This window comes from Glaciimonas sp. Gout2, assembly GCF_035018905.1.
Lineage (GTDB): Bacteria > Pseudomonadota > Gammaproteobacteria > Burkholderiales > Burkholderiaceae_D > Glaciimonas.
This window is the reverse complement of record NZ_JASJXA010000023.1, coordinates 42,008-67,952: the sequence shown is the minus strand read 5'-3', so window position 1 is coordinate 67,952 and position 25,945 is coordinate 42,008. Positions and strand designations below refer to the sequence as shown.

The following is a 25,945-nucleotide window of genomic DNA, read 5'->3' as shown; positions in this document are numbered from 1 at the left end:
CACAGGAGAAAGAACATGCCCTCTCCCTCTAATCACGTACAACTGTGTTTCGGTAACGTCCGCCATACCCGGTTGCGTCCGGTACATCACGCATTCACGTATGGCGTGTATTACCTTCGCATACCTTTACGTGCACTGGGTGAGTCAAATTTTGATAGCCATTTTTTTTCACGTAACAAATTTAATTTTTTGTCGTTTCATGATCGTGATTATGGCGATGGACGACAAACTCCGTTGGCTTGGATAGATGCAACGCTGAAAACCGAAGGAATCGATGATGCCGACGGCGAAATTTGGCTTCAGACGTTTCCACGTGTACTTGGTTATGTGTTCAATCCGGTGTCGTTTTGGTTCTGTCATCGTCTGGATGGCAGCTTAAGGGCGGTGCTATGCGAAGTACGCAATACTTTTGGCGAGCAGCACAGCTATCTGCTCGACGGCAAAACCCAAGATGGCGGCAGCATTACATTCGGCACAGAATTGCGCGCCAACAAAATGTTTCATGTTTCACCATTCTGCGAAGTCGCTGGCGCTTATCGTTTTAGATTTATGCGCACGCAAAATCAACATGAAACCCTGCTGACCGAGCGCACGACAGCGCGCATCGAATATGACGATGCCAGTGGACCCTTAATTCTCACGAGTGTTTCAGGCACAGCGGAGCCACTTTTGCCGCTATCCGACCGGCTCGTCGCGCGTGCATTTTTCCGCTATCCAATCATGACTGTCGGCGTCATTCTTCGCATTCATTGGCAAGCGCTAAAGCTATGGCGCAAGCGCGTTCCCTTTTACAGCAAACCCGCTCCACCTTCTAACGAGGTATCCAGATGAACACCAACTCTACCCGTTCCAGCGCTTACGGTAACGCGCAAGATTACGATGGCATATCGACAAAACACTTCCCGGCTCGTGTGCAGTTTATTCTTCAGCTATTGCAAAAACTTGATCACGGCATTTTAATCATGGAGTTTCCCGATGGACAATCGGCGACTTATGGCAACGTTGCTGATGAGCGCGCTCGTCCCGTCACGATGATGCTAAAAAACTGGGACGTTTTCAACGCGGCTCTGAAGTCAGGCGACATCGGTTTTGCAGAAACGTTTATTGACGGCCATTGGAGTACAGACGATTTACCCGGACTGATCGAACTGTTCATCCGTAATCGGCAGGTGATTGAATCGGTGATCTACGGAACTTGGTGGGGGAATTTTCTGTATCGCGTAAAACATCTGTTTAATCGCAACAGCAAAACTGGCAGTCGCAAAAATATCCATGCACATTACGATATCGGCAATGACTTCTATCAATTATGGCTAGATCCTTCTATGACGTATTCGAGCGCATTATTTTCGGATGATCATGTTGAAAATCTACAGCAAGGTCAGGATGCCAAGTATCGCCGCATACTCAGCCAACTACGTCTTCCAGCCAACTCCCGTATTTTGGAGATCGGCTGCGGATGGGGCGCTTTTGCCGAAATTGCGGTTCGTGAAGCCAACGCTCACGTTACCGGTCTCACGCTGTCTACTGAACAGCTACACTTTGCCAATCAGCGGCTGCAAGACGCGGGTGTCGTCAATCGGGTTGAACTGCTATTACAAGATTATCGGGATGTAGAGGGAAAATTCGACGGAATCGCCTCGATCGAAATGTTTGAGGCAGTCGGCGAGAAATATTGGCCGAGTTATTTCTCCTGTATTGCGAGCAATCTAAAAACTGGTGGGCGCGCCTGTATCCAGACCATTGTGATTGACGATACACTATTCGAACGTTATCGCCGCGGTACCGACTTCATACAGCAATACATTTTCCCCGGCGGTATGCTGCCATCGCCATCGGCGTTCCGCGCGCAGGCTGAAAGCCATGGCTTAAAGGTAGTCGATACCCTTTCATTTGGACTGGACTATGCCCGCACGTTGGTCGAGTGGCGTCGCGCATTTAAAGAGCAGCTCCCAAAAGTACGCGCGCAAGGCTTTGATGATCGATTTTTACGAACCTGGGATTTTTATCTGGCGTATTGCGAAGCGGGATTTATTGCCGGCAGTATCAACGTAGCCCAATTCACCTTGCAAAAGAAATAAAAACTTCCTGCTGCAAAAAAGAAGGTTGACGGCAGTTCGGGATGACGGAAAGTCTGAGATTGTAAGGAGAAAAGATGTTGATGGTTCAGATGAGCCAATGGCGCCGGTATTTATTAACTTGTGCGTTTTCGCTAGCTTCCCTCGGCAACGTTATCGCGGCCGACGACGCTGGAAGAATGCATGACAATCCGATTGTCAACCCAGCCATCAGCGCGCCAGCCCATATAGGCAACGCGCTCCCTCATGCGCGACTAGCTGGCCAAGGAAAATTCCGCTGGTTTGGATTATCCATTTATGACGCGCAGCTTTGGGTCGGAGATAAAGGTTTTCAACCATCAGCGCCTGATGCTGCGAGCTTTGCACTTGATTTACGCTATAGCCGGTCATTCGACGGCAGTAAAATTGCTGAAAGCAGCATCGATCAAATGCGGAAAATTGGCAGCGGTAGCGACGCAGAATACGGACCATGGCTTAGTCAAATGAAATCCATTTTCCCTCACGTGATCGACGGATCGCATATTACCGGGATATTTCTTCCAAATGTCGGCACGCGTTTTTATATGGATGGAAAAATGATCGGAGAAATCAACGATCCACATTTCGCAACAGCATTTTTTGGCATTTGGCTTTCACCAAAAACGACAAGTCCCACGCTACGCAAAGCGCTTTTGATGAATGCGACTACTTCAACCAATTCAACACAGCACGAATGACACTATTAGGATTCCCTGCGCTTCTCAAATATGGCCTGTTTGGTTTACCACTGGCGCTGGTTGCATTACCGGTGTACGTCTATGTTCCACAATTTTATTCCGACAGATTTGGTATTTCACTGTCTCTCATCGGTCTGATTTTGCTGATAACCCGCTTGTTTGATGCATTTATCGATCCGGCAATTGGTCGCTGGCTTGACCACGCACACACCGAAGATCGATTCAGAAATGCGATCTGGCTGGGAGTGCCCTTATTGGCGATTGGTTTCAGTGCGCTATTTTTACCGCCTGCGTTTGCGGAGCGATTTCCACTGTCGTGGCTAGTACTGGCATTGCTCATCGTGTACGTTGGCTTTAGTATTGGTACGATAGCCCATCAAAGTTGGGGCGCAGCCCTCACGCAAGCTTTGGAACAACGCTCACGTCTTACTGCAACGCGCGAGGCTTGCGGTTTGATTGGCGTGGTGCTTGCAGCGGCGCTACCCAGCTTGCTGGGCATTCGCTGGTTACCACCAATATTCGTCATCCTGCTGGTTGCATCGGCATTCATACTTAAGCTCGCCCCAAAGCCTGGTCCTTCAAATGGAATTATCATGGAGACGACGGATCGTGGAGCATTTCTGTCAGGAGTTTTATTGCCATTTGGAAATTCTCGCTTTTGCTGGCTGTTCGGCATTTTTGTAGTGAATGGCATTGCGGCGGCGATACCGGCAACGTTATTCCTATTTTTTGTAGATGATCAATTGCAACTCGGAAAATATGGTGGTTTATTTCTGATGCTGTACTTTTTGGCTGGTGCGATATCAATGCCAGGCTGGTCTGCGCTAGCCCGACGCTTCGGTGAAGCCCGCGTCTGGTTCACCGCAATGCTGTTGGCGATCGCCGCTTTTGTATGGGCTTATGGATTAACGGCCGGTGATATGCTGCCCTTTTCGCTCATATGCATCATGTCCGGTTTTGCATTGGGAGCCGACCTGTTACTGCCGCCAGCTCTGCTCGCTGGCGTGATCGCGAATGGCGGTCATAGCTCTCAAAAAGAAGGCGCTTATTTCGGTATATGGAGCTGGGCGACCAAAATCAATCTGGCTTTAGCAGCTGGCATTTCATTGCCACTGCTGCAATACCTTGGCTACCAGCCACACCTTATCAATCACCAAGGCGCGCAAGCGCTGGCAATTGGTTATGCAGTACTCCCATGCGCGCTAAAGCTCATTGCCGCAATGATCCTATGGAGGGCTCCTTTGCGCCACGTTTAAGCAATCTCAAAGCGACCTATGAACAACCTTTAGCGCCCGTCTGTCACTTTCGGACATCATCCTTTTCGGAGAACAGTATGAAATCGTTTTTAAAAATATTGGTGGTGGGAATCATCGTCTTATTAAATGGATGCAGCACGACATCCGAGGGTAATATTTATGCAGACCAAAAACCAACGCTCAGCCTCCAGCAATACTTCAATGGCACGCTGGACGCCTGGGGTATGTTTCAAGATCGTTCCGGTAAAGTAGTCAAACGCTTTACCGTCGTCATTCAATGTAAATGGGAAGGTGACACCGGCACTCTGGATGAGGACTTCACTTATTCCGATGGCACGAAACAACGCCGCATCTGGACTTTGAAAAAAGTGGGGCCAAACAAGTTCATTGGTACCGCATCTGACATCGTAGGGGAAGCAATTGGTATTACCGATGGTAATACCTTACGTTGGAAATACGTTCTGGCATTGCCAGTGGATGGACGTATCATCAATGTCAGCCTCGATGATTTAATGGTCCAAATGGATCAACGCGTCATGCTCAATCATGCAGTAATGAGCAAATTCGGCTTTAAGGTCGGCGACATTAGTTTGTCGTTTAATAAGCGCCCTTAAACAGTGAAAAGCAGAGTTAGCCATCCAGCCTTTATTTCGAAGACACTATGAATCTCATGAATCCGATGAATGCGCCACTCCGCGACTGGCATAAGCAACGTGTCTGGGTGATCGGTGCCTCTAGCGGTATCGGTGCGGAAACTGCTCGCAAGCTTCTGGCAAAAGGCGCTCGCGTTGCTCTGTCGGCGCGTAACGCCATAGGACTGAACGAGATTGCCGCCGGTCAGCACAATGCCCTCATTGTTGTGCTCGACATTACTCAGCACGACATCGTGCTTGCTGCGCGGGACCAAATTCTCAATGCGTGGCACGGTATTGATCTGATATTGATCGTTGCGGGCGGCTATGGTGAAATGCGCGTCGATAGTTTTGATTTGACACTCGCCAACCGCCTGATTGATCTCAATTTACGCGGCGTCATGCACTGCCTTGATGCTACTTTGCCCGTTTTGTTGAAACAAGGTCAAGGTGCGATTGGCATTGTGGCATCGGTCGCAGGCTACAGCGGGCTACCAAGGGCGATGGCGTACGGCGCAACCAAAGCGGCGCTAATCAATTTATCGGAATGTCTTTATTTTGATCTGCACCCGCGGGGAATTGGGGTGTATCTGATCAATCCAGGTTTTGTGGACACGCCCCTGACTGCTGATAATGACTTTCCAATGCCTGCCATGATGTCGGCCTCAAGCGCCGCTGAAGCGCTGATTGAAGGCGTTGAACGTGGTCACTTTCACATTCATTTCCCCAAACGGTTTACCAACTGGCTGCGCTTTGCACGCCTGTTGCCTTATCGTGCTTACTTCGCGTTGATACACAAGGTGACTGGGCTATGAATACAACTCATCAACAACAATTGACCGAGCAACAGGATGATCAGCGGGGTGATCAACATAAGAATTTGTTGCGGATCGTAACGTTCTTTGAGACCTTATCTCTCGATAATTTGGCGTTGATCCCACTAATTTACGCCCGGGATGCATGGTTCAAAGATCCCTTCAATGAGATCACAGGACTGCCTGCCATTAAACATTTATTTACGCATATGTTTGTCCAGGTTGACGACCCGCGCTTCGTTATTACGCACCATATGCATCAGGGCGACACGGCCTTCATGACGTGGGAGTTTTACTTTCGGATGAAACGTTTTTCTAGCGCCGATCAATGCATACGCGGCGCTACGCATTTTCGCTTGGATAACGACGGCTATATTATCTACCATCGCGACTATTGGGATGCGGCAGAAGAACTATACGAAAAGCTACCCGTATTAGGTGCCCTCATGCGCTTATTGAAACGCGGGGCGAAAGCCAGTGACACACCAGACCGCGGCCATACAATCTTACAAAACTAGCCCGATACCTACCCAACGATTGCGCAGAGGGTCAACATCCAACCTGCTGCGCAACTGATCCAAAAACCTTATTTCAACTCTATTTTCTTACTGCGAGAGACTGGCGAAGCTTTAGCGGTACCAACCTTGAGCTTGGTTCTCGCTGTGGCAGTGGTTGATTTGGTCGCTCTCGAGGCTGCACCCGGCTTAACCTTCGGTTTCACTTTGGTTGGGTTACTCTTCGCAGTTTCCCCTGGTTTGGCTGCAGATTTTCGGGCCTTGGTTGACGCTTTCGGCTCTTTCGGCATCGCTGCCTCAGCCGCCATAACACCACTCACCACTTGCTTAAACTGGTTTTGTAGAACATCCCACCAAACGCCGGTATTAGCCGCCGGCGACGCATCTGACGCACTAGTAGAATGATTTTCCGTAGCGACGTCCTCCGGCTGGGCAGGAGCCGGTGGTTCAGCAATCGGCGCAGCAGCTTGCTGAGGTACTGTTTCGTTTGCCGCTTTCGCTTTTTCTGGCATAAACGAAAATGGAAATTGGGAAGCCATTGTTGCCCAGGCGGCCGCACCTTCGGTAACGCTCTCGGCTGCTGAGGTATCGGTAAACTGCGCAGTTGCCTTGCCATCGGCAGATGGCATCAGCGCACCGATTGACTTCAAGGCGGTCAATGTTGCACTTTGCACTTCCAGCGCTTGAATCGTTGTCCGCAACATATTTAGATTGAGGCTAAGCCAACCTTCGACAGCTTTCAGATCTGTGACCTTCTTATCTATTTCCTCAACCGAAATGATCGGCACTACCATGCCAGGCACGCCCATTCCGCCCCACATTTTCTTAATGAAATCAACACTGTTCGACATCGCGTCCGCTCCGAGAAAATTAGGATTGCTCATATGAATCTCCTTAAATTATTTTGTCCACATTTTATTTTTGCCACCATCGCATACTATACCGCCCACAAACGCTTTGTTGTGACCGATCAAGGAATCATTGGTTTATTTTTACCGTACTATCAATCATCCATTTTCTGCGACAAAAGAACTCCATAAAATATCACCATGACATTTCTCCGAAGAATCATGAATGACTTGAAGAGGTCATTATATTTACCGATCGGGACTTTCCAGTTGGTGTGCGATCTCATTATTAAACCAACGCGCTCCAAGCGGCATAAGGCACACCGGCAGCGTTCGGTTTACACTACGTAAATGACGAGGCCTTCCACAGACGCGACCAAAGACACGCGCAATATACAACCAAACAGAACGGCATCACGTGGCTGGCTGATTGTGCTCGCGGCTTCACTTCTATTGCATCTCTTTCTGATCAATTGGGGCAGCAACTTGCTCACAGTGCCTAAAATTGCGTCTGACAAGTCTCCAGTCATCATAGCGGAGCTAAAGCCATTGCCGCCGGTAGATAAGCCAATTTTGGCGCCAAAGCCGATTCCCCCCAAGCCTTCGCCCGTATTACGCAAAGTGCAGAGAAAAACAGCTGACCGACCACAATCAAAGCCTTCGGAACCTGAAGTTCCGGATATGCCGATCAAAGAAACCAGAACACCTATTCCGAATAGCGTGTCCGACAACATCACCAACAATACAGCGCCAGCCGCCATTAATGGCAATGGCCCAGAAACCGCATCAACCGGCGATGCATCCAGTGGCGCGCCCGTGCAACCCGTACCGAAAGTCGAGCCAGTTGCACCGCCACCGCCAACCGCTGTACATTACGACATCAAACCGCCGCCATCTGCCGAACTGAAATACGACGTTGAGGCTCTCAATAAAGGGCAAACTTATCATGGCGGCGGAAAAATTACGTGGCAAACCGATGGTACCAATTACACGATCAATGGCGAAGCGGGCGTATTGTTCATTAGCGCCCTGGACTTTAAGAGCGAGGGCGAGATCAACGCCTATGGCGTAGCGCCGGTGCTCTACACCGAGAAAAAATTCCGCAAACCAGCCACTAGCACGCACTTCTTACGCGAGCCTAACAATATTACTTTTTCTGCCTCAGCCAATAGCTATCCGCGCACCGGTGGTGAGCAAGACCGCGCCAGCATCGTCTGGCAATTGGCCAGTATAGGACGTGGCGATGCGGGAAAAATTGTTCCGGGCGGTGTCATCGATTTATTTGTCGCAGGAGACAAGGATGCCGAAACCTGGCGTTTTCAAATCCTGGGGCAGGAAGAAATCAAAGTAGGCACTGGAACCGTCATGACTTGGCATCTGGCGCGAAAGCCGCAAAAAGGTTCATACGAGAAAACTCTCGACATCTGGTTAGCCCCGCAACAGCAGTGGTATCCGGTTAAATTGCGCTTCACCGAAAATAATGGGGACTATTTGGATATGTCGCTGTCTAAACTTAAGCTGCTTAACTGAACAACTTAATACATCAACAATACCTAACTGACCATTCACCGTTTTTTGCTTGCGCGTGAAACGCTCTTTTGGTCGAATTTCCTGGCCATATTTTAAATGAAGACTATGAAAATTCTCTCGCATTCGTATGCACGTATTGCTATTGCCGCACTGCTTTGCAGCGCTAGCATTTACGCATTTTCTGCAAATACAGATCACACGGTCACGAAACGGCCAGTTAATTTGCCACCGTCTGCCCAACTAGACTATACGATCAGAGCGCGACAAAGTGGTCTTTCGATTAGCGGCGATGCTGTGGTCAAATGGCAAACGGATGGACGCGACTATAGCGTCGAAGCCATCACCCGAGCCATGATTTTAGGAAAAATCCTGGAAGCTAAAAGTGATGGAAAAATTGACGATTACGGCTTAGCACCAACCCAGTTCACCGATAAGCGCTTCCGTAAAAGCGTTACTACGACGACATTCAATCGCGATGCGACCGGCGGAACAATCACCTTTTCTCCCTCCGATGCATCGTATCCGATCAAAGGTGGCGAACAGGACCGAACTAGTATTGTGTGGCAGCTGGTCGCGGTCGCGCGTGCGGCCGCCAAACAATTCAAACCCGGTTCAGACTGGGTGTTTTTCGTCGCTGGTCAACGCGACGCCGAGCCGTGGACCTTCAAAGTCATTAATCAAGAAAAAATTACGACCGGGACGGGCGAGGTGGACGCCGTGCATATATTTAGAGAGCCGCCACCTGATGCAACTGAACAGCGTTTAGATATCTGGCTGGCACCATCACTTGAATGGTATCCGGTGCGCATCCGCTTTACCGATCCTAATAATGATTTTGTCGACCAGACACTGGCCAAAATCAGTAAATAACGACACCCATTTAGTGGGAACAGCCGATCAAGGCTGATTATTTTTGCGAGATGATATTTGGCGCTTATGAGAAAATGCGCCATCGCTTAACGTTTAAGTCCGTTCATCCGTGACGAATGGATAAACGAGTGGATGTCGTTGTCAAAGGTAACTTTGCCGATGTGACGACCGCCGAGCAGCGATCGCCATAATAATTTTTACTTAATAAAAAGATACATATATGACAGTCCCAAACGGTGCATTAGTTCTATTCAGCGGTGGTCAGGATTCAACTACATGCCTGGCGTGGGCATTGTCACGCTACGATCGAGTGGAAACCATCGGTTTTGATTACGGTCAGCGGCATGCTGTTGAGCTGACGCAACGTCCGATATTATTGCAAAAATTGCGCGCCCAATCGGCCGAATGGAATACGAAATTAGAAGAAGATCATGTCATCGATTTATCCCTGATTTCTAAAATTTCCTCCACCGCCATGACGGAGGATGTCGAGATCGTCATGCAAGAAAATGGCCTACCCAATACCTTTGTTCCAGGCCGCAATCTGTTATTTATGACCGTTGCCGCAACCGTCGCTTATCGCCGTGGTCTCAATGTTCTGGTTGGCGGCATGTGTGAAACCGACTTCTCCGGCTATCCGGACTGCCGGGACGACACCATGAAGGCATTACAAGTCGCTCTCAATCTCGGCATGGCAACACGCATCAAGCTGGAAACACCCTTAATGTGGATTGATAAGTCGCAAACATGGAAATTAGCGCAAGAACTTGGCGGCGATGCGCTGGTCGATCTGATTCGCGCCGATACGCACACTTGTTATTTAGGGGAGCGCGGGACGCTACACGATTGGGGATATGGCTGCGGAACGTGTCCAGCCTGCGCCCTACGCGCGCGGGGTTATCAAGAATTTGTGGCTGAATAGGCTTCCTTACAAATCTGAAATCAGTCTAAACATGATGCAATCGCATCAGCCATAAAAAATGACCAGAATTTCCGGTCATTTTTTTATTCAACTTATTCCTACACGCTTTGCTGCATGGAAAATCTACATATTAAGCAGCAATAGAACTTTTCGCCACACCGTGCGCTTCCGGCGAAGGGTGATCAAACTCCTTGATTAACTGCTGCTCTTTCACCTTTGCTGCGGCTAAATGCCGATCCTTAACATGCCCATAACCCCGAATTTCTTCAGGAATACTGGCAATCGCCACTGCGCTTGCCAGATTTTCCGATGTCAATCGGGGAAGCAACGCGTCGATCGTTTGACGATAATGCGTGATCAGATCGCGTTCTTCTTTACGTTCTGCTGTGTAGCCAAAAATATCCAGCTTGCTGCCACGCAGAAATTTACACTTTGCCAGTACGCCAAATGCACGCATCATCCAAGGGCCAAATTCCTGCTTGATCAAATGTCCGTTGGCATCATGCTTGGCAAATAGCGGAGGCGCGAGATGGAATTTAATCTTGTAATCGCCTTCAAACATCCCAGCAATTTTTTGACTAAAGGCACCATCGGTATACAACCGTGCGACCTCATACTCATCTTTATAGGCCATCAATTTAAACAGATAGTTAGCGACGGCCATGCTTAAGCGTGACGACTGTGATGATCCCCGACTTCCGCCATTTAGCTGCAATTGATGCTCAGCCTGCTGAACGCGTCCAACAAAGGTCCGATATTGCTCTGCGTAAGCAGCATCTTGATATGCAGTCAAAAATGCCACCCGGCGCGATATCACATCGTCCAACGTTGGGGCCCGCTTAAACGCGATCACTTGCGCCGGACTATCGTTGATACGCGTACGCTGATCAAGGCCAATCGGATCACACGCTGCCGTGCGGCCCCATAAGAACGCTTGTTTATTAAACGCAACTTGTAGCGCGTTCAATTCAATCGCCTGCAACAACGACGCCTCGGTCAGCGGCACCCAGCCTTTTTGCCATGCGTAACCCAACATAAACATGTTGGTCGCAATTCCATCACCCATCAACACCGTCGCGATGCGACCTGCATCGATAAACTCAACGCGATCATTACCGCAAGCTGCACGAATATCTTTCTCGGCGGCTGCATCCGGTGACTGCCAGTCCGGATTTTTTACAAATGCTGCCGTGGGCGTACGCGTGGCATTGATCGCTGCAAACGTGCGTCCTTCGCCCATCCGCGACAAAGCATCTCGGCTAGCGGTCACAATTGCATCGCACCCGATAACGAGATCAGCATCGCCGGTACCGACACGGGTCGAATGCAAATCGTCGGGATGATCGGCCAGCCGCACATGCGACATCACCGGTCCACCTTTTTGTGCCAGACCACTCATGTCCAGTACCGAGCAACCTTTACCTTCAACGTGGGCGGCCATCGCCAGAATCTGTCCGATAGTGACCACGCCGGTACCACCGATTCCTGTGACCAGAATGCCGTAGGGCTTTGTCGTTGTTGGCAATATTGGCGTCGGCAAACTCGCGACCGCTTCCACCGTTTGCTTTGCAGAATCGGTTGCTAAAGGTTTGGCGACAAGCTTGGCCGGTTTCTTCAAATTGCCGCCTTCAACAGTAACGAAGCTCGGACAAAAACCAGTGACACAAGAAAAATCCTTATTGCAGGATGATTGATTAATCTGACGCTTACGACCAAACTCGGTTTCGAGCGGTTCAACCGACAGACAATTGGACTGCACACTACAATCACCGCAACCTTCGCAGACTGCCTCATTGATCACTGCACGTTTGGCTGGATCTGGATACTCGTTGCGTTTCCGGCGGCGGCGCTTTTCTGACGCGCAGGTTTGATCGTAAATCATGGCAGACGCACCGACAATTTCCCGCAACTCACGTTGCACCGCATCCAATTCGCTGCGATGCCGGATAGTCACGCCAGGTGCCCAATTGGTTGATGACGGATATTTATCCGGTTCATCGGTCACAACAATGATCGGTGATACGCCTTCGGCGGCGATTTGGCGTGAAATCATCGCTGGGTCAAGCGGCCCGTCAAACGCCTGACCGCCCGTCATCGCGACCGCATCGTTATATAAAATTTTATAGGTGATATTTACTTTGGCCGCGACCGAGGCCCGGATCGCTAACAACCCTGAGTGGAAATACGTACCATCGCCGAGATTGGCGAAAACGTGTTTTTCGCTGGTGAACGGCGCTTGACCAATCCAGTTGACGCCTTCGCCGCCCATGTGCGTGAAGGTGGATGTTTCGCGATCCATCCACAACACCATGTAATGGCAACCGATACCGGCCAACCCACGACTACCTTCTGGTAATTTTGTCGAGGTATTGTGCGGACAGCCAGAACAAAAATGCGGCACGCGATCTTTGTTAGGGTCAGGCTTGCTGCTGATATTAAGCAGCGCTTCTTTCGCTTCCAGATAAGCCACCCGCTCCTTAACGCGCTGTTCAACTGGATGACCGGCAAAGTATTTTGAAATCCGCGTGGCTATCGCACGCGCAATTTGCGCCGGATTCAACTCATAGGTTGCAGGCAACAACCAATCACCGTGACCCGCGCCATGATTGCTCCATTCGCCGGTGTCATCAAATTTTCCGACCACGCGCGGACGCACATCATCGCGCCAGTTGTACAACTCTTCTTTCAATTGATACTCTAAAATTTGGCGCTTTTCTTCGACCACCAGAATCTCTTCAAGACCTTGCGCAAATTCGCGCACACCTTCGGCTTCCAGCGGCCAGGTCATACCGACCTTGAACAATCGAATGCCGATATCGCGTGCAATTCCCTCATCAATCCCCAGATCGGCGAGCGCCTGCCTCGTATCAAGATAGGATTTACCAGCGGTAATGATACCGATTCGGGCGCGCGGACTATCCCAGATAATTTTATTGAGCTTGTTGGCGCGTGCATACGCCAGCGCGGCGTACCATTTGAAATTGTTCATGCGGGCTTCCTGACCCAACACGGTATCCGGAAGGCGTATATTTAAGCCATCCGCAGGCATTTCAAAATCCGTTGGCAATACGATTTTCACGCGATCAGGATCAAGCTCAACCGAAGCACCCGACTCAACCACATCGGTCACGCATTTCATTGATACCCACAGCCCGGTATAACGGCTCATGGCCCAGCCATGCATACCGTAATCGAGATATTCTTGCACCGATGATGGGTATAAAACAGGAATCCCGCATGCCTTCAGAATATGTTCACTTTGATGGGCGGTCGTGGACGATTTTGCTGCATGATCATCGCCTGCCAGGACAAGTACGCCACCATATTTCGAGGTGCCCGCCATATTGGCGTGTTTGAAAACGTCGCCGCAGCGATCTACACCCGGACCTTTGCCGTACCACAACCCAAATACGCCATCATATTGCGCACCGGGAAACAAATTGACTTGCTGCGTGCCCCATATACTAGTGGCAGCGAGATCTTCGTTCATGCCAGGATGAAATTTAACGTTGTGTCCGTCGAGATATTTTTTTGCCTTGGCCGCCATCAAATCGACGCCGCCTAATGGCGACCCGCGATAACCGGTAATGTATCCGGCGGTATTTAGGCCAGCCAAAACGTCGCGCTGATGTTGCAACATCGGCAACCGCACGATCGCTTGCGTGCCGGTCATAAACGCCCGTCCGCGCTCAAGCGTGAATTTGTCGTCTAGCGATATGGGAACAGAATGGGAGATGGAAACATCGCCAGATTCAGGGGGAGTCGCTAAAGGCGAGTCAGTGGTCAGCAATTCTGCTGTTAGTGGTGCGTTCATTCAGTCTCCGTGCCAAAAATTATGTTTTTGATTGCACTACGCCTGTGTATGTATCTTTGTAAGGATCTGGATAAAGATCATGTACACGCACAAGCATGATTAAAACGTCTTCGCCTTATGAGCGAATCATTCTTTATGTGCATTAATTTTGCTGCATTTCCATGATAAGCCAAGTTTCGTCCTGATGCACTATAGGGGCTACGAGATTGCGGAGTATTACGGCCAATAATACTGGTCCAAAGAAAACTTGGCATATGGTAACAACTGTAACAAGGCGTAAGTCCCGTGGAAAACATCAAGTGTTAAGGGTGTAATGATGTCTTGTTTGGAGCGGCTGATGACCTCCCCTGGACCGGTCGCTTCGGATAAACCTCCCTCTAGTGTTCCCTTATTCACTAGTTACGGATTCTGCCCACCGCGGCAGAATCCGTTTTTTTTGTCCATGGTTTTGCAATCCGCGATGCCTTTTTAAGCGCTTTATAACGCCGTTAAGTTAGTTATGCGGCAGATTAGTTTCACCCATTTGTAACGCATTCGCTGGCAGCGGCTCCATAGAGGCTATCCCTTGATAAAGTGGCAAGAAATCTGGTGCCGTTTCATCAAATAACTGCTGAAAATCACGAATGACGAAATAGGTTTCCTGATACGAATCGATTTTGTATAAGGTGCGCATAATCCGTTCCAGGTCGAACGGAATCCGCCTTGCAGCAGGGTTGGTCAGGCTGTGTTCAATCTCTCCACCAGACGACAAAATACCCGCGCCATACACACGCAAACCTGACGGGCTCTCGATCAAACCAAATTCAATCGTGTACCAGTACAACCGTGCCAACATTGCCAGACCATCGACTTTTAAAGCTTTCAAACCGCCTTTGCCATACTCTTGCAAATGGTCGGCAAAAATAGGATTAAACAGCAACGGCACATGGCCAAAAAAATCATGAAAAACATCCGGCTCAACAATATAGTCAAACTCTTCTGGCTCGCGCAGCCACACGGTCACGGGAAAGCGGCGGTTTGCCAAATGATCAAAAAAAGTGTGATCAGGGATCAGTCCCGGCACGGCTACCAAACACCAGCCGGTTGCCTTCAATAACAGTGCTGACGTGTCCTCAAAACGCGGAATGCCATCGCCAATATTCAAACGTTCCAGACTCTCGATAAAGACGTCACACGCACGTCCCGGGATGAGCTTGGCCTGACGCTGGTACAGGCGTCGCCAGAGCGCATGTTGTTCCGGTGTATAGGCGTCCCAATCCTGCTGAACCACGTAGTTGGCATCGATTTTTCGGTAGTCGCCGCGAAGGCCCACTCCGTCTGACTTTTCAGCAACTGTTGCAAAAAAATCTGCTGTATTTACGCCATGATCTGGCTTCGCGTCTGCCGTCACGTTTGCTTTATTGCTGACCGCATTAATTAGTGCGTCATCATCCGCACTGGCCACGCTCAGGACATCATTGTTTGCACGTGTGTTCATCATCAGTTCCTAAAAATCATTGGATATCGGTATCCATTATTAACTCAATGCGGCGGGGTTACAGTCACGTCCTTAAGCACGCCTCGCTTGATTTGATCCAGCTCAATGGACTCAAACAGCGCCCGGAAATTTCCCTCACCAAAACCTTGATCCCCCTTACGCTGAATAATCTCAAAAAAAATCGGCCCGATCACATTTTGCGTAAATATCTGCAACAGCAACTCTCGCTCAGTGGCATTACTGGTGCCATCAATCAGAATGCGCAAACGTTTCAAATCATCCAGTCGTTCACCGTGCGCAGGCAAGCGCCGGTCCACAATATCGTAATAGGTTTCTATCGTGTCCTGAAACGCGACATCGCGAACTTTCATGTCGGTAATACTGGTATAAATATCATCCGTTCCCAGCGCAATGTGTTGAATCCCTTCACCATGATACAGGTCAAGATATTCTGCTATTTGTGATTTATCGTCGGACGATTCGTTAATCGGAATGCGAATTTTTCCGCAAGGCGAGGTCATCGCTTTGGACTTCAATCCGGTTAACTTACCTTCAATATCGAAATATCGCACTTCGCGAAAGTTGAACAAATTCTCGTAAAAATCCGCCCATTCTTTCATACGACCGCGATGCACGTTATGCGTCAAATGATCGATGTATGTCAAACCACATCCGGTCTGCTTTGTTTCCGCGCCAGGGATGGCAATGAAATCGACGTCGTAAATACTGATATCGCCAATTCCGCCTGTGGTGTTCTTGCCGTGCCAACGGTCCACGAAATAAATCAAGGAATCGCCCACGCCTTTGATTGCAGGGATATTTAACTCCATCGGGCCGGTGCGATTGTCAAAACCCCATGCGCCCAGTTCCAGCGCGCGCTTATAAGCAAAGGCGGCATCCTTGACGCGTAACGCAATCGCGCAAACCGACGGTCCATGCTGACGTGCAAAACGCTGTGCGAAAGAATCCTGCTCGGCATTGATTATAAAATTAATGTCACCTTGACGATACAAGGTGACGGCTTTATGGCGGTGGCGGGCAATCGCTGTGAAGCCCATTTTTTCAAACAACGCCGCCATCGCTGCGGGATCTGGTGCTGCATATTCGATAAATTCAAAGCCATCGGTCCCCATAGGATTATCCCAAGGTTGAAATTCCATGCCTGTCTCCTCAATGCGTTATTGATCTGATAAGTGACGTGAACCTGACTTGAATGCCTCGAACAGCCCGCATAAACGGTATTTTGATTTTACAAACAAAAATGCTATCCACGTCGCGTCTATCGCTACTCCTACATCCAAGTATAAGTGGACGGGGCTAGCAGATAATTGCAAATAAGCTGTAAAATCTTTAATTACAGCACTAATATTGCTCAAATTATTCAATTCAAGGTATTTTATGGCTGCGATAAACTTTGATAAAACTGATCGTAAAATTCTGGCAATTTTGCAGGAGGATGGACGCCTCACCAATCAAGAGGTCGCTGAACGCGTAAACCTGTCGCCCTCCCCTTGCTTGAGACGTATCAAACGTCTGGAAGAGGCGGGCGTCATTCGCCAATATGTCGCATTACTCGCACCGGAAAAAATTGGATTAGGTTTACTAGCTTACGTTAATGTCCGACTGGAAAAACATGGCGCTTCGCAACCCAGCGGCAGTCGCCCCAATACGCCCATTACGCATTCCCCACGGGATGATTTTTCGGCGTCGGTAACGCATTGGCCAGAAGTCGTAGCCTGTTACGCGATGACTGGTGAAATGGATTATTTGTTGCGGGTGCACGTTGAAGACATGACGCATTTTTCGCGCTTCATGATGGAGACGCTGCTGCGCCATCCGGCGGTGTTAGATGTTAAATCGAGCTTCGCACTACAGCGATTAAAGGATACGACTGCATTACCACTGCTTTAATATTATTTTTCATTTACGACAATTGAACTCGGTCTTGCCAGGCTTACCGGGCTTACACTATTTACGCTTGAAACCCGGCAAATTGCCCAGCCACTTCAACGCAGCGCGCACGTTCGCTTTTAAGGTGTAATCAAGCGTCGCCACCTGCTCTTGCATGGCCTCTTGAATAACCGTCGCTGGACTGGCCGGTAATAACTTGAGATAAGCGTCAGCCTCGCCATAATCGCGATGAATCGTCATCCCGGCTTTTTTTGCAATATGCATCATGACCTTGTTGGACGACAGGCAATGCACATATAACGTATCGATATCGGCATTCCGGCAATGAATCGCAGCACGCTCAAACAAGCGCGTACCAACGCCCATGCCGCGTGCAATCGTCGATACCGAGACACCAAACTCGGCGACCCGCTCTTTGGTGGTGGCGGCGCGCATGGATGGCAACGCTTCTCGTGGAGCAAATGCCAGATGACCCGCGCCGAGCAATCGTAATTTGCGGTCGTACACGCCAAAAATAGTATCGCGATCAAAATCTAAACCCTCGACATAACGCGTCACCAATGTATCCGGCAATACTGAGCCAAACCGCAATAGCCGATCGCCGCTATCCAACGCTAAAAAGTGACGCAACAATCGCTTGCGCGCATGCCGCGACAACTCCTTCACATAGATGGTGGGTCTTGGCATTTTGACGATTACTGGATTATCCGCAGCACTCATGAGGTTTCTGGATCCGTGGTGTGTGGCGGTTTCGGCAAGGTTGGTCTCGCCAACAATATTGTCGCTTCTACCGCAGCAGTCCGCGCAGCGTGTAGCGCGTCCGGTATACGTTGCGGCGCATGCGCGAAGCCACCAGCAATTTCACCGGCATTCACCGATTGCGCCGCACGCAATACCGCTTGCAGGAACGGCTTTTGTGGAAATGGTAGGTCTCCATAACCGGTTCTGCCGCGATAGTCGCATTCTGTTGCATCGAGCATAGCAAGAAATCGCTGTGGCTTACGAAACGCATCACAACGCCCGAATAAAGTAACAATGGTCTTCGCCCGTAACGCGAAAGCACGGCCAATGTTGCCGTGTTCGCGCGTGGTCATAACTGCCAGATCGCGTACTTCGCTCTGCACCTTCAAGCGCTTACAAACCTGCTCAACCAACTTCACACCGAGACCTTCATGCCCATGATGGCTTGGCCATTCAGAGACTGGCGTCACACCCTTACCAAGATCATGCATCAAAGCCGCAAAGCGCACTGGCAATGGCATGTTTTCTTTGGCAGCCATATCAATCACCATCATGACGTGCTTGCCGGTATCAATTTCAGGATGATATTTTTCCGGCTGCGGAACACCCCAAAGAACATTGAGTTCAGGTAAGATTCTTGCCAATGCGCCGCACCCGCGCAACACCTCGAACATGCGTGACGGACACGCGTCCATCAACCCGCGTGATAACTCTTGCCACACCCGTTCCGGTACCAAAGCATCCACTTCCCCCGCGCCCACCATTTGCTGCATCAGCGCGTTAGTTTCGGGGGCGACTGAAAATTCGGTAAATCGTGCAGCAAATCTGGCGACGCGCAGGATGCGCACCGGATCTTCTGCAAATGCATCCGACACGTGGCGAAATATCCGCGCCTGCAAATCTGCTTGTCCACCAAAAGGATCAACTATCGCGCCATCGTCACCACGGGCGATCGCGTTGATCGTCAGATCGCGGCGGATTAAATCTTGCTCAAGCGTGACGTCAGGGTCGGCGTGAAATACAAACCCCTTATAACCGGGTGCAGTCTTACGCTCGGTCCGCGCCAGCGCATATTCTTCCTGCGTATCGGGATGCAAAAAGACCGGAAAATCTTTTCCTACCGGGCGAAAACGGCGCGCCAACATCTCTTCCGGCGTGGCACCAACCACTACGAAATCGCGGTCTTTAATCGCAAGACCAAGTAACTCATCGCGCACCGCGCCACCCACTACAAATATTTTCATCGTCGATATAGTGCAACTGCATAAACTGAATGCCGAACAAACTCAAAAAAAGCTTCAGATAACATGTACATCAAGGATGGAACCGCCATCATCAACCGTGGTCCGGCAAGACTTCCGGCTCTTCGATTGCTTCACGCACCCATTGAGCAACAGCAGGATGCGCTTGTACGCGCTCAACATAGGCTTGCAACGCTGGCGCCAACGAAACACCAAAGATGCGAAACCGCATGACCACTGGCGCGAAAAAAGCATCCGCAATTGAAAAATCGCCGAACAAGAAACGATGGTGACCGAACTCCGACAAACAGTCTTCCCATATCTCGCTAATCCGTCCAATGTCTCCTTGCGATTGCGGCGTGCGACCCTGACCCGGGTGACGGGCGCGAATATCCATCGACATCGCAGAACGAAGACCAGCAAAACCAGAATGCATCTCAGCACAAACCGACCTCGCAACTGCCCTTGCGGCGCTATCTTTTGGCCACATACCGGCTTCTGGAAACTGCTCCGCCAGATATTCGCAGATCGCCAGTGAATCCCAAATATGCAAATCGCCGACTATTAGCACGGGCACTTTCCCTGCCGCAGAATAGCGCGAAATATCGTTCGCCGTGGTCGGTTGATCCAATAAAATCCGGACTTCATTAAAGGGAACACCAAACGCCTTCAGAACGACCCAAGGACGCATCGACCAAGACGAATAATTTTTATTACCGATCACCAGCGTCATACCCGGCTTACCGGCATTTTTCAATACTTCAGACAAAGTAGCGTCGCGTTGTGTAGTTTGCATAGCTTATCTTTCAGCGTTGTTTACAAATAAAAATGTCCATATCGCCACCACCGTTCCTTAAGCTTATGGCAACGCCGATACTGTGATACCTTTCGGTGCCACACTTCCCAAACGCGCCTTCAGCGATTGCGGACGACCATCAAATAACGCCGCATAGTAAGTGGCATTGGAAAGCACATTTTTCACATAACCGCGCGTCTCATTAAATGGAATCGACTCAGCGAAGATAGCGCCTTCGACGCTACCGGGCAACGTTGCACGCCATGACCGCGGTCGTCCCGGACCGGCGTTATAGGCAGCGGTCGCCATGGGTAACGAGCCGTCCAGATCATTGAGGACCATGCTTAAATAATTGGTACCCAGCATGATGTTCGTATCGACATCGTTCACCTGATCCGCCGTAAAACCTGTCACGCCTACTTTTTTAGCCACATATCGTGCGGTTGCCGGCATCAACTGCATCAGACCCGATGCACCAACATGTGAACGCGCCGTTTTAACAAAACGCGACTCTTGGCGAATCACGCCATACACCCACGCCATATCCAATCCCAGCGCGCTTGTATTCGTGGTCATGATTTCGCGATGCGGCGAAGGAAAGCGTTGAGTGAAATCGACTTCGATTTTAGTCCGATCCGAGGTATTGACCATCCGATCCAGAACGTCACTCTGACGCGCAAACTCGGCCGCCGCCAATAACTGGCGATCAGTCATTTTTCGCAACTCCCAGTTCCATTCGCGCGTGCCTTCAAACCGCAGTCCCATATCGAAAAAGCGGAAGGCGCGCTGAAAACCAGCATTTTTTTGCATCGGTGCCAATTCGAGCGGTGTGATCACTGAAGGCGTTCCGATGACAACTATTTTTTTTCCCATCTCTTCCAGCGCCAATTGTCCGTAGAAATTGGTTTGATCTGCAATCGACTGAAATAGTTTTTGCGCTTGTTCGTTGCGTCCATCGGCCATCAACGAGCGGCCTAACCAATAAACCCAGGCCGGATCGTCGCGCAAGGGCAAAGGCATTGCTTCAATACTGCTTTTGACCAATTTCCAGTCACCCGCGCGCAGCGCCGAACGCACGCTCCATTGATACCCATCCTGAGAGAGCGGTGCGCCCTGTGCAGCTCGCCAATAATCCACGGCTCGCGGATCAAGCTTTAATGCCGCTGGCAACGCGATCTGCGACCAACCAAGTGAGCGTTCCGATGCCTTCAACTGATCGGCAGAAGCAGTCAATGCAGCAGCGGCTTGAGATGGATCATTTTTAGCTACGCGGCCTAACGCAATGATAAAAAGCTCATGCCCCACGCGGTCAGCACCCGGTCCGCGGGCGACAACAGACGCTGATCGATCAATCGCCTGCGCTATTTGCGCGTCAGTAGCGTCCATAAAGGGAGCCATCCGACGAGCCACGCCACCAAAACCGGACTCAACCGCCTGCCGCACCTGAAACCATAAATCGGTTTGCGTAAATTGAGCATTTTGCGCCAGCGTGCCGATTAAATCAGTGCAACCTTGCCCTAAATCCTTCGGCGTAATCAACAACGCACGCGCCTCATCGGCAACATTCACGCCTTTTAACGCTTTAGATGTCAGCGCGTAGCATTTAAGCTGAGTATCGTCGTCCAGTGCAAACAACGGATATTGTTGATCAAACGTATTCCAGATACCGGCCTTGCCGAGTTCAAGAAGCCAATCATTACGTAAGCGATCCGCAATCGCCGTACCGTCATAACGCGCCAAATATTCACGTATCTCTGGTTCCGGCGCGACCAAATCCTTGATGCGCGGTTTCAGACGATAATAGTCAACATACGAAGGGATGTCATAATTGCTTAACACAGACGCCAATGCATCCACTTTATCAGTCTTGTTGGCGCGCGAAGCATCGCGGAGGGCGAGAAACGTTGCATCCTGATCGCCAACGTTACTGACATTGCCAAGAGTGGTTGTGGAGTTCGTTTGTGCCGTGGCCGCTGGCACTATCGCCACCGATGCCGCAGCCGAAAACATTACACTAACTACCCATTTTGTTGCGAATTTTGCTCTATACATACCTTAACAACCCTCAATCTGCGAGTACCAATGACCAACCCAAGCATAGCATGTGATGCGTCTGATTCGGGCCATGAAAACGTTGCCGAAAAGGGACTTTTACGCATCGCGCTGCTGGCTGCGCGTAAAGCCATTTCAGCAGATCAGCGCCTAACGTTCGATACTGCCATTGGCGAACGGGTTATCGACTGGGCAACGGCCTTATCAGACGGCAATTCTGAAGTCACATCGGGCAGATTTCCGGTATCGGGCGTACTAGGCGTCTATTGGCCGATACGCGACGAACCGGATTTGCGACCAGCCTATAAGACATTGATCGCACGCGGTGTGCAGTTGGCGTTGCCAGTCGTCGTTGGCAAAAATGCGCCGCTTCAGTTCATCCGATGGCAACCAGGTGAAGCCATGATCAAAGACAGCTTTGGTGTGGCAATCCCGGCGAACGGAGAAGTAGTCATTCCAAGGGCGCTATTGATACCGTGCGTCGGCTTTAACGCGCAACGGCTACGCCTCGGTTATGGCGGTGGATTTTATGATCGCACCCTCGCAATAGAACCACGACCAATCGCACTTGGCATTGGCTATTCAGCTGGATTGGTGGGCTTTGATGGCGCGCATCACGATATCGCTTTGGACCGGATTTTTACGGAGAGCGCTTGCTTTTAAGAATGATTAATGTGTCAGAGAATGCGTTAAATAATACGTCAAATAACGCATTAGACTTTTTTCGGAACCGTACCCTCAAGGTTCTACCAAGAAGCCCAATCGCACGCTGGTGCGGAGCACAGCAGGTTCCGAAAAATTTACTTCAGGCGCTGCCAGATTGCAGTCGTAGCCGCAGCATTGTTAAGTGTGTAAAAATGCAAACCCGGTGCACCGCCAGCAAGCAAGCGCTCACATAACTGCGTCACCACATCAAGACCAAATGCGCGTATCGACTCGGTATCATCACCGTAAGCGGCAAGCTTTAGGCGAATCCAACGCGGAATCTCGGTACCGCACATATCCGAAAAACGCATTAACTGCGAATAGTTAGTAATGGGCATGATTCCGGCAATAACGGGCACAGTCGCGCCTAATTTTTGCGCTTCCTCTACAAACCGAAAATAGGCATCAGAGTTGTAAAAGTACTGCGTAATGGCACCGTTCGCGCCAGCTTTTACCTTGGCGGCAAATCGTTGCACATCGTCTTGCGGCGATTTTGCCTGCGGATGCATTTCGGGGTAAGCCGCCACTTCGATATGAAACCAATCGCCTGTTTCGATACGAATAAACTCGACTAACTCATTCGCATAACGAAATTCGCTTGATGAAAAATCCACGCCGCCGTAACCGCTCGGGGCATCTCCACGCAAGGCGACTAAGCGCTTAATACCGTTCTCTTTGTACTGCGTCAGGATGGCACGCAAGGATTCGCGAGAACTGCCCAGACAAGAAATATGCGGAGCGGCATCATGTCCCTCGCCACGAATCTCCAGTACGGTGTCAAGCGTTCCTTTTTGCGTTGAACCACCAGCGCCGAACGTGACCGAAAAATATTTCGGATGCAGTTCAGCCAGTTTTGCCCGCGTTACGCGTAGTTTCTCTGCGCCTTCTGGCGTCTTTGGTGGGAAAAATTCAATGCTGAAATTATGAGAAGACATTTAATTTTTTTTCAGTAACAAAGTAGACAAGGCCCACGAGACGATGCTGTACAAAATGGCGCCGCCAACTGCCGCCCAGAAACTGGCAACATGAAAGCCACCAACCAATTGCGCAACCACCCAAAACATCAAGCCGTTGATGATAAAAATGAACAAACCCAACGTCAATACCGTCGCTGGCAAAGTCAATACCAATAAAATTGGACGAATCAACGTGTTCACGAAACCCAGAATCAATGCAGCAACCAGCGCAGCACCAAAACTATCGACCGACACTGAATGCATCAAATATGGCACCGCCAGCAGCGCCAGCGCGTTAATTAACCACGTCACCAACAAACGCATTCATTTCTCCTATTTTGTAACTTGTATGATGCCTATATTCGCACAACCAATCAGGCCAATTACCCCGGCTGATTGCCAGTTCCACCCCCCAAACGACACGATTTGAAGCCGTCTGGTGTGAAAATCGGAATAGCTTGAAGCATCTCTTCGCTATTCCTTATCTGATATCAAAGCCAGCTTTAAAAAGTCATTCTTCTCGAGTGTCACCACTTAAATAATCAGGACAAATAAGACAAATAGCGATTTAACGCGTAGCGCAGAATTGTTCACACAGGCCGCTGATTTGGCCCTGTTTCGTCAATATTAATAACGATATTGTTCCGGCTTATAAGGGCCGGTTTGTTTCACGCCGATGTAGGCCGCTTGCTCTTCCGTGAGCACACTAAGTTGTGCATTCAGTTTTTGCAATTGCAAGCGTGCGACCTTTTCATCCAAATGCTTCGGCAACGTATAAACACCGATTGGATAAGCCTTCGTATTGGCGAATAATTCGATTTGCGCGATGGTTTGATTCGCAAACGACGAGCTCATTACATACGATGGATGGCCAGTACCGCAACCCAAATTGACCAAACGACCTTCAGCCAGCAAGATGATGCGTTTGCCGTCGGGAAAAATAACGTGATCGACTTGTGGCTTGATGTTTTCCCAAGTATATTTCTTCAATGCAGCGACTTCGATTTCGTTATCGAAATGGCCAATATTGCAGACAATCGCCTGATCTTTCATCTTCGCCATATGGTCGTGGGTGATGACGTGATAATTGCCAGTACAGGTAACAAAAATATCACCGTGCTCCGCCGCATAATCCATGGTCACAACGCGATAACCTTCCATCGCTGCTTGCAGCGCGCAGATTGGATCGATTTCTGTCACCCACACTTGGGCCGATAGCGCCCGCATTGCTTGCGCAGAACCTTTACCCACATCGCCATAACCGGCGATGACGGCAACTTTACCGGCAATCATGACGTCTGTTGCACGCTTGATACCGTCAACCAATGACTCACGGCAGCCATACAAGTTATCAAACTTTGACTTGGTGACTGAATCGTTAACGTTGATTGCAGGGAAAGCTAATTTGCCTTCCTTGTGCATTTGATACAAACGATGCACACCGGTTGTGGTTTCTTCGGTGACACCTTTAATTTGTGCCAAACGGGTCGAATACCATTGCGGTGACGTTGCCAGCTTTTTCTTGATGGCGTTGTAAAGGCAAATTTCTTCTTCCGAAGTAGGATCGCTCAACACTGACGCGTCTTTTTCTGCACGCGTGCCGAGATGCAACAACAAAGTAGCGTCGCCACCATCGTCGAGAATCATGTTGGCTTGCTCTTCGCCCGGCCATTCAAAAATGCGATGCGTGAATTCCCAATACTCATCCAGCGATTCGCCTTTAAAAGCGAATACCGGCGTTCCAGCGGCAGCAATTGCCGCGGCCGCGTGATCTTGGGTTGAGTAGATATTGCATGATGCCCAACGCACTTTGGCGCCAAGCGCTTCCAGCGTTTGAATCAACACTGCGGTTTGAATCGTCATGTGAATCGAACCGGTGATGCGTGCGCCTTTCAGCGGTTGCGCCGCCGCAAATTCTTGACGAATGGCGATCAGACCTGGCATTTCGGTCTCGGCTATGCGGATTTCTTTATCGCCCCAACCAGCCAAGCTGATATCGGCAACCACATAATCGGAAGAAACAAGAGTAGTAGGGATGGATTTCATTACAACGGCGTTCATCACGCCCTC

Annotated in this window: 23 protein-coding genes; 12 read left to right on the top strand and 11 right to left on the bottom strand. The window is 49.9% G+C overall.

Annotation, left to right across the window (positions count from 1 at the left end; genetic code table 11):
* Positions 1-15 precede the first annotated feature (15 nt).
* The 7 genes from QN379_RS15580 (at position 16) to QN379_RS15550 (ending at position 6,015) form a co-directional block, all read left to right on the top strand.
* Complete coding sequence (locus QN379_RS15580) at positions 16-831, top strand: DUF1365 domain-containing protein (protein WP_322235206.1); 816 nt, start codon at positions 16-18, stop codon at positions 829-831.
* Positions 828-2,081, top strand: coding sequence for a cyclopropane-fatty-acyl-phospholipid synthase family protein (locus tag QN379_RS15575; protein WP_322235203.1), 1,254 nt, complete (start codon positions 828-830; stop codon positions 2,079-2,081). Before QN379_RS15580 ends, QN379_RS15575 begins: the two co-directional genes overlap by 4 nt.
* 74 nt (positions 2,082-2,155) lie before the next feature.
* Entirely contained in the window at positions 2,156-2,794 is a 639-nt protein-coding gene (locus tag QN379_RS15570) for a chalcone isomerase family protein (RefSeq protein WP_322235202.1), read from the top strand.
* Positions 2,791-4,050: an MFS transporter gene (locus QN379_RS15565; RefSeq protein ID WP_322235200.1), complete on the top strand. Its 1,260-nt coding sequence runs from the start codon at positions 2,791-2,793 to the stop codon at positions 4,048-4,050. Before QN379_RS15570 ends, QN379_RS15565 begins: the two co-directional genes overlap by 4 nt.
* Before the next feature lie 77 nt (positions 4,051-4,127).
* On the top strand, positions 4,128-4,664 hold the full coding sequence (locus QN379_RS15560; RefSeq protein WP_322235199.1) for a DUF3833 domain-containing protein: 537 nt from the start codon (positions 4,128-4,130) through the stop codon (positions 4,662-4,664).
* 47 nt (positions 4,665-4,711) lie between these two features.
* Positions 4,712-5,497, top strand: a complete 786-nt coding sequence (locus QN379_RS15555; RefSeq protein WP_323507022.1) for an SDR family NAD(P)-dependent oxidoreductase — start codon at positions 4,712-4,714, stop codon at positions 5,495-5,497.
* Entirely contained in the window at positions 5,494-6,015 is a 522-nt protein-coding gene (locus QN379_RS15550; RefSeq protein ID WP_322235195.1) for a nuclear transport factor 2 family protein, read from the top strand. The genes QN379_RS15555 and QN379_RS15550 overlap by 4 nt, the downstream gene beginning before the upstream one ends.
* A gap of 68 nt (positions 6,016-6,083) precedes the next feature.
* On the opposite strand, the gene QN379_RS15545 is transcribed toward QN379_RS15550, so the two are convergent.
* Positions 6,084-6,896 carry a PhaM family polyhydroxyalkanoate granule multifunctional regulatory protein gene (locus QN379_RS15545; protein ID WP_322235194.1) on the bottom strand — a complete coding sequence of 271 codons (813 nt, stop codon included), beginning with the start codon at positions 6,894-6,896 and terminating at the stop codon, positions 6,084-6,086.
* A 315-nt stretch (positions 6,897-7,211) separates the two neighbouring features.
* Here QN379_RS15545 and QN379_RS15540 point away from each other — a divergent pair, with 315 nt between their 5' ends.
* From QN379_RS15540 to queC, 3 genes are all read left to right on the top strand, one after another.
* Positions 7,212-8,390, top strand: coding sequence for a DUF3108 domain-containing protein (locus QN379_RS15540; protein ID WP_323507021.1), 1,179 nt, complete (start codon positions 7,212-7,214; stop codon positions 8,388-8,390).
* A gap of 105 nt (positions 8,391-8,495) precedes the next feature.
* On the top strand, positions 8,496-9,260 hold the full coding sequence (locus QN379_RS15535; protein WP_322235190.1) for a DUF3108 domain-containing protein: 765 nt from the start codon (positions 8,496-8,498) through the stop codon (positions 9,258-9,260).
* 220 nt (positions 9,261-9,480) lie between these two features.
* Positions 9,481-10,182 carry a 7-cyano-7-deazaguanine synthase QueC gene (gene queC / locus QN379_RS15530; protein WP_322235188.1) on the top strand — a complete coding sequence of 234 codons (702 nt, stop codon included), beginning with the start codon at positions 9,481-9,483 and terminating at the stop codon, positions 10,180-10,182.
* Between the two features lie 130 nt (positions 10,183-10,312).
* On the opposite strand, the gene QN379_RS15525 is transcribed toward queC, so the two are convergent.
* From QN379_RS15525 to hppD, 3 genes are all read right to left on the bottom strand, one after another.
* The gene (locus tag QN379_RS15525; protein ID WP_323507020.1) at positions 10,313-13,996 is read right to left on the bottom strand and encodes an indolepyruvate ferredoxin oxidoreductase family protein; all 3,684 of its coding nucleotides are present in this window, start codon (positions 13,994-13,996) and stop codon (positions 10,313-10,315) included.
* 493 nt (positions 13,997-14,489) lie between these two features.
* A complete protein-coding gene (phhA, locus tag QN379_RS15520; RefSeq protein WP_323507019.1) occupies positions 14,490-15,473 on the bottom strand; it encodes a phenylalanine 4-monooxygenase in 984 nt (327 codons plus the stop codon).
* A gap of 44 nt (positions 15,474-15,517) precedes the next feature.
* A complete protein-coding gene (gene hppD, locus QN379_RS15515; protein ID WP_322235181.1) occupies positions 15,518-16,633 on the bottom strand; it encodes a 4-hydroxyphenylpyruvate dioxygenase in 1,116 nt (371 codons plus the stop codon).
* Positions 16,634-16,871: 238 nt separating this feature from the next.
* Between hppD and QN379_RS15510 the strand changes: the two genes are divergently transcribed.
* Positions 16,872-17,384 (top strand): Lrp/AsnC family transcriptional regulator, encoded by a 513-nt coding sequence (locus QN379_RS15510; RefSeq protein WP_323507018.1) that lies wholly within the window; start codon positions 16,872-16,874, stop codon positions 17,382-17,384.
* 57 nt (positions 17,385-17,441) lie between these two features.
* Here the strand turns inward: QN379_RS15510 and QN379_RS15505 are convergent, their stop codons facing one another.
* From QN379_RS15505 to QN379_RS15490, 4 genes are all read right to left on the bottom strand, one after another.
* On the bottom strand, positions 17,442-18,104 hold the full coding sequence (locus QN379_RS15505) for a GNAT family N-acetyltransferase (RefSeq protein ID WP_323507017.1): 663 nt from the start codon (positions 18,102-18,104) through the stop codon (positions 17,442-17,444).
* The gene (locus QN379_RS15500; RefSeq protein WP_322235172.1) at positions 18,101-19,369 is read right to left on the bottom strand and encodes a multifunctional CCA addition/repair protein; all 1,269 of its coding nucleotides are present in this window, start codon (positions 19,367-19,369) and stop codon (positions 18,101-18,103) included. The genes QN379_RS15505 and QN379_RS15500 overlap by 4 nt, the downstream gene beginning before the upstream one ends.
* 91 nt (positions 19,370-19,460) lie before the next feature.
* On the bottom strand, positions 19,461-20,162 hold the full coding sequence (locus QN379_RS15495; protein WP_323507016.1) for a glutathione S-transferase family protein: 702 nt from the start codon (positions 20,160-20,162) through the stop codon (positions 19,461-19,463).
* Positions 20,163-20,225: 63 nt separating this feature from the next.
* Positions 20,226-22,214 (bottom strand): lytic transglycosylase domain-containing protein, encoded by a 1,989-nt coding sequence (locus QN379_RS15490; RefSeq protein WP_323507015.1) that lies wholly within the window; start codon positions 22,212-22,214, stop codon positions 20,226-20,228.
* A gap of 30 nt (positions 22,215-22,244) precedes the next feature.
* Here QN379_RS15490 and QN379_RS15485 point away from each other — a divergent pair, with 30 nt between their 5' ends.
* Positions 22,245-22,877, top strand: coding sequence for a 5-formyltetrahydrofolate cyclo-ligase (locus QN379_RS15485; protein WP_322235163.1), 633 nt, complete (start codon positions 22,245-22,247; stop codon positions 22,875-22,877).
* Between the two features lie 137 nt (positions 22,878-23,014).
* Here QN379_RS15485 and metF read toward each other — a convergent pair whose 3' ends face one another.
* From metF to ahcY, 3 genes are all read right to left on the bottom strand, one after another.
* The gene (metF, locus tag QN379_RS15480) at positions 23,015-23,854 is read right to left on the bottom strand and encodes a methylenetetrahydrofolate reductase [NAD(P)H] (protein ID WP_322235160.1); all 840 of its coding nucleotides are present in this window, start codon (positions 23,852-23,854) and stop codon (positions 23,015-23,017) included.
* Entirely contained in the window at positions 23,855-24,199 is a 345-nt protein-coding gene (locus QN379_RS15475) for a phage holin family protein (RefSeq protein WP_322235158.1), read from the bottom strand.
* A 303-nt stretch (positions 24,200-24,502) separates the two neighbouring features.
* On the bottom strand, positions 24,503-25,936 hold the full coding sequence (ahcY, locus tag QN379_RS15470; protein WP_416186799.1) for an adenosylhomocysteinase: 1,434 nt from the start codon (positions 25,934-25,936) through the stop codon (positions 24,503-24,505).
* Positions 25,937-25,945: the final 9 nt, after the last annotated feature.